This is a genomic window from Sinorhizobium mexicanum (genome assembly GCF_013488225.1).
Classification (GTDB): domain Bacteria; phylum Pseudomonadota; class Alphaproteobacteria; order Rhizobiales; family Rhizobiaceae; genus Sinorhizobium; species Sinorhizobium mexicanum.
Genome location: NZ_CP041240.1, coordinates 16372 through 29223 on the forward strand (window position 1 = coordinate 16372; position 12852 = coordinate 29223).

General features: G+C 56.0%; 7 protein-coding genes and 1 pseudogene. 5 read left to right on the forward strand and 3 right to left on the reverse strand.

All coding sequences use genetic code 11. The features are described from left to right. Window positions 1-33 precede the first annotated feature (33 nt). Both FKV68_RS22280 and FKV68_RS22285 read right to left on the reverse strand, forming a co-directional pair. Complete coding sequence (locus FKV68_RS22280; protein ID WP_180942145.1) at window positions 34-2541, reverse strand: DEAD/DEAH box helicase family protein; 2508 nt, start codon at window positions 2539-2541, stop codon at window positions 34-36. A gap of 213 nt (window positions 2542-2754) precedes the next feature. Then, entirely contained in the window at window positions 2755-6759 is a 4005-nt protein-coding gene (locus tag FKV68_RS22285) for an nSTAND3 domain-containing NTPase (protein ID WP_180942146.1), read from the reverse strand. Window positions 6760-7278: 519 nt separating this feature from the next. Between FKV68_RS22285 and FKV68_RS22290 the strand changes: the two genes are divergently transcribed. The 5 genes and pseudogenes from FKV68_RS22290 to FKV68_RS22310 all read left to right on the forward strand — a co-directional run bounded on the left by FKV68_RS22290 (window position 7279) and on the right by FKV68_RS22310 (window position 11941). Further along, complete coding sequence (locus FKV68_RS22290; protein WP_246452677.1) at window positions 7279-8811, forward strand: 3'-5' exonuclease; 1533 nt, start codon at window positions 7279-7281, stop codon at window positions 8809-8811. Window positions 8812-9285: 474 nt separating this feature from the next. Then, window positions 9286-10644: a DGQHR domain-containing protein gene (locus tag FKV68_RS22295; protein ID WP_180942147.1), complete on the forward strand. Its 1359-nt coding sequence runs from the start codon at window positions 9286-9288 to the stop codon at window positions 10642-10644. Continuing rightward, window positions 10641-10979 carry a GIY-YIG nuclease family protein gene (locus FKV68_RS22300; RefSeq protein WP_180942148.1) on the forward strand — a complete coding sequence of 113 codons (339 nt, stop codon included), beginning with the start codon at window positions 10641-10643 and terminating at the stop codon, window positions 10977-10979. The genes FKV68_RS22295 and FKV68_RS22300 overlap by 4 nt, the downstream gene beginning before the upstream one ends. 286 nt (window positions 10980-11265) lie before the next feature. After that, window positions 11266-11554, forward strand: a pseudogene (locus FKV68_RS22305) (IS110 family transposase); the annotation flags it as partial. 96 nt (window positions 11555-11650) lie between these two features. Next, window positions 11651-11941 (forward strand): hypothetical protein, encoded by a 291-nt coding sequence (locus FKV68_RS22310; RefSeq protein ID WP_180942149.1) that lies wholly within the window; start codon window positions 11651-11653, stop codon window positions 11939-11941. Here the strand turns inward: FKV68_RS22310 and FKV68_RS22315 are convergent. Next, the gene (locus FKV68_RS22315) at window positions 11922-12764 is read right to left on the reverse strand and encodes a hypothetical protein (RefSeq protein ID WP_180942150.1); all 843 of its coding nucleotides are present in this window, start codon (window positions 12762-12764) and stop codon (window positions 11922-11924) included. The genes FKV68_RS22310 and FKV68_RS22315 overlap by 20 nt on opposite strands. Window positions 12765-12852 lie beyond the last annotated feature (88 nt).

Here is a 12852-nt window from a genome sequence, read left to right on the forward strand (position 1 = left end):
TTACCGATCTTGCGCGCGACGCAACATGCATGCTTAGTTAAATTGGACCATGTAGGCCGTCTTAATACCCTCTGGATGAAGGTTTAGGCGCTTAAGTTCGGCCTCACATCTCTCCTCCAGAGCCTCCCGGCTGCCTTGTTGGGCGATGAGGTAGCTATACAAATTGCGCACCGCACCGACAAGCTTTCCGATTTCCTCCAATCGTAGAGCGAAGGTTCCCTGCGGACTTGCTTTCGGGTCGGCAACCGGTTCGGGGAGTGCCGACACCCTAAGGGATGGCCTGCCGGGATATGTGCGTCTAAACCACTGCTCAGCTTCCAACAATTGTGCATGATCGCTCTTGTAAAGCGGATTGTCCTGCAGCTTGCCGCTCTTCGCTTCGATAATGAAGTCAACACTACCATTCGTTCTCCACAGAACGTCTGGACCGGTTTTATGCAGTTTTTCTGGCCTCTCCGCCTGAAAGCCAAGATAGTTGCCAAGGTTGGCCAACCCTTCCTCATACCGAAAGGGGGAGGCGTCCGGTACCAAGGCAGACACGGCTTCATTGAATGCAGGGATTAGCGATCCACGGCGCTGGTACTCCATAATCCGACCGATAATTGCTACCGACTGACTTCCCGGAATCGGGCGTGGAATGTAAGCTGGCCGAATTCGCGGCGGAATGTGATTGCTGTTGGCCGAAAAGGCTGATGTTTGAAACCTCTGCCCTTTGTGGTCGTCGTTGTTCTGGAAGGCGATGCGGGCCGCCAGCGACGAGAGCCAGGCTTTACGTTGGTTGTCATTGAGCAGATCGGGGTCCGCAATCAACTGCTCAAGTGCCTGAATGGCTGGCTCAAACTGTCCCACTCGTTCCAATCTGTACGCTCTGCGCTCGATACCCGCTACTTTCAGCGCCAATTGGTCGACCGATGGGGACTGAGCGGCAGCTGCAAGCTCCGACGCGTGATAGGCGACCCAGTCGGCGTCTCTGTTTAGGCATTTTAGGATGGTCTCACCCAGTTCCTGGGTCGTTGCCACAGCTTCACTAACCTCTTGGCCGAGGTTGAGCTGAATTCGGCTGCTTGCTGTCAGATGGTCGAGATTTTTCTTGCGGCCGATCCACGCGACTAAATTCGCACCGGTTAAAAGGACGACACAAAAATCGCTCCCGCCACGGGATCCACGACCGATGCCCTGTTCGATCCTCTGCGCTAACATGGAATTGACGGCAGAGTCCGCCAGGACTTGGTTGCGAAACATGTCGTAATCAGTCGTTCCCTGAGGAAGGCCATCCATGACCAGCAAGCGACAGGATGGGCCGGCAAGGTCTATTCCATCATACCTATTCGCCAGAACCACAGGGCCTTTGAATGAGCCGCGTTGCATGTCGGAAATCCTCGACGCTACCGCGGTACTGGTCTCTGGATATTCGGCAATATCGGTCCATTGTTGTGCTATGTGTCCAGACGGAGTCAGGATCGCAACTCCCGCATGCGCAGCGATCCATTTCGCGATCTGCTTCACCATCGGTGTGATCGCAACTTCACCGAGCGGCATTAGCTCGGGAACCAGAATCATTCGCTCGCCAACACCTGCCAGCGACGAGGATTGGATGGGAGTTCCGATTGCTGTTGGTGACGCCCCAAATGTGCGGACGATATCACTATCGTCTGCGATCGTCGCAGACATGTAAATACGTCGCTTAGCATCGTCGAACGTGGGCAAGAGGTCGACTGGCGCGAATGTCGGCGTGATGGTCACTGACTTGCGGCTAAACAAACAGTGACACGTTGACAAGTTATCCCGAAGAAGCGGCCACACGAACGGGTCAATAGCGTCGACCTCATATGACAAATATTCCCTCACCTCAGGGACATTTGCTAACCACGCCCAACTCGAAACCTCGATAACGCCGAAGTCCTTTCCTCGAGTGATGTCCGCAAAAGCTCCGGCCCGGCCGACTTCATCGAACGACCCGCGGAATCGATCCGCCAATTCCTGATAGACTTTGGAATGGTCTTTCGCGGTGATCGTAAGTGTGAATGCTTCGCGAACTGATGATAGCGCAACATGCGCGTCATCAAGAATTATCCCGCCTACCTTTACGCCAGGTTGGCCAGATCCTCTAACGCCGAACTTGCTGCGCCCGTTAAATAAGCTCTCATAAGAGCCCACAAGTACCGCATTCCCGTCGCGAAAGTCCGAGGAAAGGGGCTGCCCCTTGGTATACGGGACCGCACGGATTCCATATTCGGCGCTTTTTGCCAAAACCTGCTCAACAAGCTGATTGGTGGGAGCAAGGTAAAGTACGGGTTCGCCCAACTCGTTCATGGTCGATTGGGCCATAAGCAAGGCAACCAATGTTTTCCCGCCACCCGTGTGAAGCTTGATGACGAGATCTTTCTCGTCTCGCCGCGAGAACCAGATGTCCAGAGCCTCCGCCTGACTGGCGTAGAGGTCATTAATACCGGGCGGTTTGGGCAGAGAGTGAAAAATATCGCGAGGCGTGACAGGCTTCGGTTTTGCTTTATCTTCTCGAAGCTTCTTGAAATCCACCATTGCGGGGCCCCATTCTATCACGCCCGAAAAATATACAGCGTGCGCCACCCATGGTGGCTTCGTTGTTGATCTCTCGCACAATGGATACACTGCTCACGGCGATGAGCAAACAATCACATGCAACAATTCGTTGCAAGTGATTGTGAGGATGCTTCGCCAACGCACGACAGATCGGTGCTTGAACTAGACTAGCCCCGACGCGGCTGCGGATAACTATTCGGCGCCTCTCGTAAAAGTTATCCAGTGTAGGACTTCTTTCACCGTTGCGGCGTCTCCTAGATCTATCAATGCGTCGCCGGACACTTCGTCATTCGAACCGGCAGCCCAATGCCGAGCCGGATGGCGACTTGGTAGAAGGCTTGCAATCCTCTCCGCATACTCCGGATCTCGCTCTCTCAGAACCCTAGCCAACAACGCCAGGAATAGTCGGCGGTCTTGGTCGGCGCACAACGCTGTCGCGATTTTATCTATAGCCTCGGTCGTTCCACGCATGCCAACAACGATGACAAGACTGTCGGCGATCGAGGCAGGAAGTGATATCAGAGATTCAGGTGTTATCCGCGAGACCAGTTCATCGGAGAGGTATTCAACCTGGTTTAGGAGAGCACCGCTCGCAGCTTCTCCCACGGCCAGCCGCTTTCCCTTCTGCGACATCTGGAAAACCTCAGCTCGACGTGCGTCGCTCCCATGCCTAAGCGCAGATCCCAAGCACTTTCGTGCAAGGATCCGGTCTTCCGTCGATTTCGCCAGATCGATCAGTTCGGAAACAGTCTGATCATCAAGCGATGGAAGGTCGAGGATGAGATCCACTGCCCCCCGTGCGATCGGATAGTTGCCGTCATCAGAACCACGAGGTGAGTACTTCGACCAATCGTCCCGGACCAGGGTCATCAAAGCTTCTAGGTGGTCAACATGCGGCTTTGCCTGAAGCTCGACAAGTAGTGCTTTTCTGGTAGGACTCGATTTGCGCTCTCCGAGTGACAGGATCTCTTTTGGCAGCGGACCGGCCATTGGAGCGACAACCGCAGTAAGAGCCTCTGCAGCTACCTTTGCATATCTGTGCCGAAGGGCGCCGCTGACAACGTCGGCCATGCCACGCGCAATGGCGATTTTTATCGCAAGGAGCGCGTCATCGAGCGATCTCCCTTCCATGATGAAGAGTTCGACGTCCTGTCGGACATCAATATGTGCTCGAAGCGCGAGCTCGAGGCGCAGCCGGCGCACGTCGTCCGGAGCATCCTCGATGCGCAGTAGAAACTCGACGCCGTCTTGCCCAAGAAAAGGAACGTCATCGTGCTGGATTGCAGAGGCACTGATGCCGATCTGGCGTAGAACCTCGGGCAACGCGGCAATCTGCGCCTTTGCATCCGCGGGAAGAGTACCTCGTCTTGAGCCCGTCAATGCGCTTACATTGGCAAGGTCGATCGCCAGCTCAACGGCACTTCTCGGATCGTTTCGACCAGGAAGCCCCGCTATCACGCTTGAGATGGCCTGGGGCCAATGTCGGAGCGCGACCCGGAGTGCCGCAGAACGAACCGAGGGATCGGGATGGCTGTCCTTCAGCCGGCGTTCAAGCCTCTCAGCGAATGACGGCATCCAAGATGCATCGAGTGCGGCCCAAAACTCGCCTTCATCTCCGGAACCGTACGAAGAAATGTAGGCCGCCTCAAGTTCCTGGGCGGTAGGCTTCTGCGCGTCCTCCCCCACCATAGATCGGAGCCAACGTGGCCGCAGTGCTTCCAGATGGCGATGGGAGAGAAAATGAGTAAAGCTTGGCCCAGCTCGCACCGCCTCGACATACGCCTTGAGATATTTGTCCGCGGTGTAACCATCGTCATTGTCTTGAAGATGTTCGGCATAGTCCTCCGAAATCTCCTCGTTGACTATAAGAAGATGATTTTCCTCGCTGCGCTGTCGTTCCTCATCTGTCGTGGAGTAAGCGCGAACGGCGCCATCAACGACCGACTCGAATGCGCTTAGATTCTCCAGAGCGCCAGCGGCAATCGTATCGTCGTTCGTAATGACACCAAAATAGATAGATCGTGTGGCTGCGTCGGTGAAGGCTTCAGTGAGGTCCCCCGCCAATTTCCGCACTGTGATGTGAAATGATTCTGGAAAATGAACGTTGTCGCTGGGCAAAGTTGTTCGGATGAACTGTTCGAGAACTGCCTTGACGTGCGGATCGCTTCGCATGCGAGCATACCAAGCGCCGTCGCGATCGGGCTCCTTCCAAGCCAACAGAGACTTGAACGTGTGGTCTCGTCTATGCTTCAGCCACCGCCCCAACTCGGAAAGGTTTGAACGGGAAGACCCCACCGACGCGGCAAGATCCAGGCGTGCGTTGAGCGCGCGCTCGGCGAGATCGGCCATGCCGTGTTCCAACCAAGCATCGATCCGAGCTTGGTGACTATTTCCAATGCGAGGTTTTCCGCTCTTCAGCCGTTGCCCGGCGAGACGCATGATCTCAACGGCTGTCTCAATACCCCAGTCGCCCTCGGAAAGCTCCTCAGATCCGAGCAAAATTTCTACCAGCGCCTTGAGTGCCAGCCTCACTGGCTGCGGGTGATTGTTGAGCGCAGTTTCAAAGCCAGCTTCGACTTTGCCGTGATAGTAACTCAGTGACCCATCGGCCGCCTGTCGCAAGTTCCGTGCCACCACGAAGGTGCCAACCAGTTCATCCAGTTTGCCTTCAAGATCCTCGTCAGCCTCTGCAAGGGGATCTTCCAGCATTCTCAAAACGTCGGCGGAGAGGCGTCCAAGGGGTTTGATCAACGCCCAGATAATTGCGGCGGCTTTGACCGCCTTTCGGTGCTCGATCTGGTTGACGACGGTCTTCTCGATCGACTTGCTGTGAGCCTTGGCGATTAATTGGTGCACCGAACGATCGGGAGACTTGACGATTTCCTCTCGATCCGCGTCCTGGAGCGCGTCAAAGAACTTCCGTATTTCCAATGGAAGGGTTAATTCGGAAAGCACAGTTTTTTCACTGCTATGAGCGAAGGTTCGTAGATCATCATGCGGCTCAAGTGCGAGCAGTTTCCGGAAAATTTCTTTCCGCTCTGATTTCCCGTAATGCTCCGCATCGAGATCAACCCGCCACCTCGCGATTTCGCCTAGCGCGCCACTCCCCGCTGCGACGTCGATGCGGCTTGTTGCGATGAAAAGTCGATCGTGGCGAGCGCTGCGAAATTCGCTTTCAAGCTGTTCGTTCCAAGGACGGGAGTCCGGCTCAAAGCGAAACTTGCCCCAAGGATCTTCGATGTCATAAAGGACCGGCGGCCTCGTCATGTCGGTCCTCAGCTGGTCTGGTCCCTTGGTTACATGGACCCGCCGAAGCCCGGGAATGTCCTTTCTCAGCGCGTGCCAGAGCGCCTCCGATGCCGACGTCTTCCCGCTTCCCGATTGCCCGACTATAATCAACGCATGGCGGTTTTTGATTGCCTGCTTGAGATCTCCAAAATTGGTTGGCGGGACATATAAATCCTGATCGCTCGATCGGAGGATGTAACCCTCATGGTTGCTGATGATTTCCTCGACCTCTTCCCGGGTCCAGCGGCCGTCATTCTTCCCACGGACGCGATCCCACGCCGCGCCCTTCAATACGTCCAGGCACGTCTCCCACAAGTCGAATGGAACACCAAACCGTCGAATCAGAAGCTCTCGGATGTCCATTTCCAGGCGCTCGTCATCTTCACTGGCCACTATCGCCACGCGCCCGCCGATCGTCGCTTTGGTGGCTTTTGCCACCTTCGTCGGCATTTTTGATGCGATCGGCCAATGACCTGGCCGGCGCACCGTCAGTTTGTTGACGGGTGAATTCGCCGCCGCGCTGGTCACCAAAAGATATCGAGCTGACGGATCCTCTTCCAAGCGCTTGATCGCGGACTTCCGTTTCTTGCCGTGCTCCAGAAGATTGATAAAGACCTTCTCCGTCCAAGCATTGGTCGTGCGACGCTTCGCCTGAACAATTAGGCGGTAGTTCCTCATCGGTACGGCTGTCGTTACCTTCTCTGGTTCGGACTCCTCACGATCAATCTCTTCCAGGTCAGCCTCTAAATCCTCCTCGCTAACGTGCTCAAGTGTCATCTCACTTGTCAGTTTCGATGCAACCATGAGATCAAGCGCCAACCAGATTGACACCGCAACCTGATAGTCGAAGCCTGCAACAGAGGAGCCACCTGAACCGCCTACGGCGCCACGATCGTCATGATCTTTCACTCGTGAACCTTCCACGCCCTAGATACTTTGCCCATTGGTATTGCCGATGTTCCCTGTCACGCGACATCTACTGAGATTGTTAGAGCTTGGCGTCAGGCGGAGTTACTAGCAAACAAAACCAGTGTTTTCAGTGGTGTAATCCACAGCGAAGCGGCCGCAGGTTCGATTCCGTTCAAGGCGGCCTTTAGATCGGAAGATTGGGCGTTCCGCCGGCTGCAAACGCACGTCTTTGACCCCGTCATGTACGAGGAAGCGAGGAAGTCAGCCAAACGATCATGAATAGGATTGCGAGAGGTCCTCCGGTCGTGGATAGCTCAACTGGATTTTGCCACTCGCTGTGCATATCATCTTTAGCACCATGGCGGCGCGAGTTCTTAAATCCCTGACCCCTCGAGCTCTTGTAACCGCCCGATTGGTACCGCTCGGGCACTGAGTCGAGCTGGCTTGCCAGTGGCGGTAGAGCGTTCCGGACTCGTGCGCACCCCCCATGTCGAACTTGTGCTCGCAGCTTGCCGTTTGGTGGCAGACGCAACTGACCGGCTGGCGCTCGCAGAACTCGCCCGGTTTTTCGGTGGCGATCCGGAATCGGATGACTGGTTGCATGCAGCCGCCGCCGAAGACTCGGCTGCGGCGCTGCGCGCAAGAGTTCCCGTCGCGGACGAGCTTGAGCGACTCCGCGAGCGCACACTCAATCTTACGCCCGTCGAACTGATAGACTCAGTGCTCGTCCTGCCGGCGCTGATGGAGCAGATCGAGCAATGGGGCGACCCGGCGATCCGTTTCGACGACCTCGAGGCGCTTCGCGGCTTTGCCGCCGACTATGAAGGCGAATGCGCCGCGTCCGGCGCACCGGCGACGCTGCAAGGCTTGCTTCTCAGTCTCGATGGCGCTGATCCAAAGCGACCGCCGAGCCTCGCCAAAGATGCAATCCAGGTCATAACCTATCATGGCGCAAAGGGCCTGGAATGGCCCATGACCGTCCTGACGGGGCTTGCGTGGGAACCACGGGCACGGCTGTTCGAGCCGATCGCGGAGGTCGATGGCGCGCTCGACAGGCGGGCACCTCTCGAACGGCGCTGGATTCGTTTCTGGCCATGGCCTTATGGCCAATCTGGTAAAGACTGCGCCCTCGAAGTCGCTGCGTTCGCTTGCGAACTCGGCCAGTCTGCCTCGCGCCGCGCCGTGCATGAAGACATCCGGCTCCTGTATGTGGGGGTAACCCGCGCTCGCGATTACCTTGTACTTGCACCGCCTGCCAAAGGGACTTTGAACTGGCTGAAATTGCTGGACGAGCCTGATGCCGCTCCACACGTCGTTCCGCCAGCGGCGGACGACAATCCGTTGGGCGTGGGTGACCAAACCTTTGTTGCGGATGTCCGGCCCCTTGCAGCGAAGGAAGCACCAGAGGAACGCTACCCGCAACCGTCTTTTGTCCGCCCGCGAAGCGCTCCCGTGGAACGGCCGCCGCTGTACTTGCGCCCCAGCCAAGCCGAAGGGGGTAATTGGAGGGTTGTGGAACGCGTGAGCCTCGGTGGGCGATTGCCGATCGATGGGGTCGCAGACATGGCGGCGGTCGGCGAAGCCTTGCACGCCATCATCGCGTACGATGATGTCAACCGGGACCCAGCACAGCGGCTGGAGGACGCCGACGCGACGCTCGCGCGTTGGGGGGTCAAGGGGTTCGCCGCGGTCGATGCATTGACCGCGTCCGACAGGCTTTCTGCCTGGCTCCGAACCCGTTGGCCCAATGGCAATATGTTGCACGAAGCCCCCGTGACGGCCCGGTTCGGTGATCAGCTCGTTCAAGGCAGGATCGACTTGCTCGTCGACTACGGCCATGGCTCGGCCATTGTCGACCATAAGAGCTTCCCCGGCCGCATGGATCATTGGGAGGGGCACGCCCTCCTGCACGCCCCTCAGCTCGGGCTTTACAGCGACGCCGTAGCTGCGGTCTCGGGCCGAAGGTGCGACCAGCTATGGATTCATATGCCAATCGTTGGCGCGCTACTGCGCGTGATGGCGCACGGTCATGGAGGTGCTGAATGCCAGTAGTTCAAAGCGGCATGCTGCGCGCCTTTCAACACGGTGCTTCGGTTAACCGTAACGGTGGGGTGTCATCTAACGTGCTCGACTAAAGGTGGATTTTCTGCTCAACTCTCGCGAGGGGAAGGGAACATTCAAGCGACTAAGCGGAACCCGCTGGCATTTGGTCGATCTGGCTGTTTGTCGTAAGCGTTTGGCGGACGCAAACTAGGTCAACCGACTGCGACGGGGTTCGCAGCGAAATTTTGGAATTGCCGACACAAATCCCTCCCGCATTACTGGAGGCGGCAATGCCGTGCACCAATGGATTTAATTGATGATCATATTGCATACACCGAACCTCATATCCGGCCGGTCCTACTTGGACTAAGGGCTGCAATTAGGGGTCTTGACCCGCGAATAGTCGAACGCGCAACACCTGCGCAGCGCATAGTTTACCTCATCGATCGCATCTTCGCGGAAGTGAAAGTGCAGAAGGGTTGCGTGCTTGTCCGTTTCTTCGACAGACGTATTCCAGATCCCGAGCGGCGAGTTCGGCACATCGAACATGCCCGGAAAAATGGCTGGCAGCACGACAAGGAAATTCGTCTGTACGAACTGAATACCGTGGATTACGCAATGCAGTTTATATCGGCGTCCTTAGGAATAGTCGGCCCGCCGCTTATTTCAAATAATTCTGTTCCCGTCAGAAACTTACCAAAATCTGAGGTGCCTATGTCAACTACCATTACCATTCCCGCAGCTCGTGTTCGTCAGGGTGATTTGACGTTGTATGCGACTGCCCTCAAGGTTAGAGATCTGATCCGCCCCGGGTTCTATACTGTCGAGACGCTTGACCCGTCTGACACAGACGACAAGGGATACCAAAGGCTCCTAAACAAGAGTCGCGCGAGAAAACTCGCGGACTACGTTGTGAAAGGCCAGGACGCGCGGGACGCGTTCCTACCCACATCGGTATTTCTTGCGACGGACAAGACCCCGTTCGACGAAAATGGAAATACCATTACCATTGATGTCGCCAAGGTCGGGCCGTTCAATGTCGTCGACGGACAACATCGGCTCGAGGGATTGAAGGTTGCCTCCGAGAAGGATTCGCGCGTCCTTGATTTCGAAGTGCCGGTTAACGTGGCAATCAATCTTCCGACGCTGCATCAGATGTGCCACTTCCTGATCGTCAACTCGACGCAAAAGAGCGTCGATAAGTCGGTCGAGCAACGAATTGTGGCGAGATTGACCGAAGCGTTGGATGTTGAGGACATCCCGAGTTTGCCGCGATGGATCCTCAATACAGTGGAAAAAGGAGAAGTTGAGAGAGCTATAAGATATGTAGACTTTCTCAATGATCAGCCAGACTCCCCTTGGTACGACAAGATTCGTAAGGCGAACGACGACGCTGGGCCCGGACGGATCAACCAGAGCAGCTTCGCGAAATCAATTCTAAAGTATGTGCTAACCGCAAATAATCCGATCTCAGCGATAATGGACTTCGACAAAGAAAAAAGAATATTTTTGAATTATTGGAAAGCGATTTCTTCCGTCCTCGACGACGGCAACTCAGAAACTCTGTACAAGTACGGTGGTGTGGAGCTGTTCTGCCAATTCTCAGTTCCGTTCTTCATGAAGCTGCAAACCAGCGGCAACTACCGGGTGGAGACCATGGAAACCCTGCTGCAGTCCTGCTTCGACAACGTCGAAGGAGAATATGCCGGAGTGGGGCACCCCGAATGGTGGCACACGGGTGGCCAGGCTGGCCGATTGAACTCTGGGGCGCTTCGCCTGGTGTCGAACGAAATGGCCAAGGCACTGAACAAATCTTCTATGGCTGAAACGATTCAGATATGAATATTGGCGAATTGGTTCCCCGGCCAACGAAGAAAGAAGCGTTTCGTCGCAGCAGATTGCGCTTCATTCCAGACGGCAGCGGTTGCTACGTGCTGACGTCGTTTGATGGGAATGTCCTTTACGTCGGCCTCACCAAGAATCTCAAGCGCCGAATGGGGCAGCACTTAGACAATCCGGAGAAGGTAAACGCCACTAACAACGGGCTGGCAGTTTGGTTTTCTTGGCTAGAATGCGACGATCTGAGTAAGGTGGAGAGAACGTGGATGAACATCTACGCCCAACATCATGGTACGCTACCGATACTTAACAAGATATATTCAGCCACCTCTTCATGAAGTCTTATCGCATGAGGGGTTTACCCCATTGCGAGTCGGCTACAAGGCGAGGTCCCAAGAAATGGACAGTTTGCTTCAGTTCCTTGGAGACCTCTTGCGCAATTTGGTATCGGGCAACCCCTCGAAATCGATGTTTATGCGCTGGGCGGAACGCGCCGTTGTCGCGTCCGTAGTCATGCTCATCGCTCTCGCGTTGTATCGGATGTACTCCAATTAATGTCCGGGATTGGTATGGTTGCTGGAGTTATCCCACCCACCCAGGTGTTAGCGGCACACCGCTTACAGTGTGTGCGTGGTGGATGCGGACGGACGCATTGTGCGGGAAGTAAAGATCCTTCAGCGAACCCGATGCGCTGATCGCCTGGTTCGGCGTGCACGGCGTGGCGATGGAGCGAATTGGTCTGGGGGCCAGCCCTTTGTCGCAGTGGCTCCATGCCGGGATGGTGAAAGCAGGTCTTTCCGTCAAGCTGATCGAGACGCGCCACGTGCGTGCAGCCTTTAAGACGATGTCGGTAAAGACCGACAAGAAGGACGCACGGGGCATTGCGCAGTTGATGCGGCTTGGCTGGTTCAGACGTAAGCGTCCGGTGAAGCAGCCTTTGAGAATTTGCCCAGTGCGCTGAAGTTACGTCGCTAATTCCGTAGTTGGCGACGTAACCAAGGGTGAACTTATGGGGCGGGTTGAGATTCTGACGGGCGTCGAGCGCCGCCGTATCTGGACGGACGAGGACAAGAAACCGCCAGCCGGCGCAAAGGAATTGGAGGCGATGCTCCGGGCCGACCTTCCCTCGACATTGGAAGACAAGGTATCGGTTGTCGTTCTGGACATCTCCCGCCCGGATACAATGGTCAAATCCAAACAACCCGGAACAAGAAAACTAAAACCGCAACATCGCCACGTGGTGGATAGCGGCTTGCAGCCGAGTATCACCATCGATCCGCTTACGGACGCTGCGGCTTAGCCCGGGAGCCTGATCCCCTCCGCTGGAAGAACGCAATCGTCAACGGCGGAATTGTTCCGACCGCAAGGGCGACCAAACCAAGGGTAAGCTCAAACCACTTTAAGTCCGGCCATGCGCTGTATTCCACCCCTGAGAAGAGTTGGGTGCGTCCGAGCAAACACGTGCCGGCGACCAAAGCAACAAGGGTTTTCCCAATCACATAGTTCGTTCGGGCCAGCCCGATCGGCGCCAGTCTGATGTTTAAGATGAGTGCGAATGCCATCAAGCCTGCTGCAGGCATTGGCGTTAAAGTTGGTGGATTGGTCATGCCCTGAACCATGATCGGAATACCCGCCACTGGAAGCAGGTAATCGAAGGACTCTTGCAGTATTTCGCGCATACCGATTCCCCACAGGATCCAGTCCATCACCCATGCCGCGGCGACAAGCACAAGGATCTGCATGAACGGCGCCATGAACAGAGATCGCCCGAATTCTTGGTAGCGGTGCGCGAGATATCCGAGGAGCCCGATCTCGTCAATCGAGTCGTCTTCCTCAGGCGCGATGACCGGAGCCACTATGCGGCCAAGCAGCCATCCGTAGAGGAAATTGCGGAAACCTGTCGCGTCTGGGTTCTGAGCGGCGACCGCGGCGGCCCCGCTGAGGAGGCTTGGCACAAGCAAAAGGGAGAGCCAGTCTACGATGAACCAGAAGCGTTCGACATTTCCGGTAATAGCAGGCATCGGAAATCGTGGATCCACGCTAGTGGCCCGTACAAAGTACCACGTCCCCACAACATTGATTAGGACGAACATGCATAACAAGATCATTGCCAGCAGAGCCATGTGTCTTCCCCTTCGGCTGCCACCCGCATTGAGATTCATCACCTATTGCAGCAAGGCCCCAACCAAATTCACGCGCGTGCAATCTAAC

Coding starts and splice junctions, on each gene's coding strand:
- FKV68_RS22300 (WP_180942148.1), top strand. CDS start 10,641: ATGAATATTGGCGAATTGGTTCCCCGGCCAACGAAGAAAGAAGCGTTT.
- FKV68_RS22315 (WP_180942150.1), bottom strand. CDS start 12,764: ATGGCTCTGCTGGCAATGATCTTGTTATGCATGTTCGTCCTAATCAAT.
- FKV68_RS22310 (WP_180942149.1), top strand. CDS start 11,651: ATGGGGCGGGTTGAGATTCTGACGGGCGTCGAGCGCCGCCGTATCTGG.
- FKV68_RS22280 (WP_180942145.1), bottom strand. CDS start 2,541: ATGGTGGATTTCAAGAAGCTTCGAGAAGATAAAGCAAAACCGAAGCCT.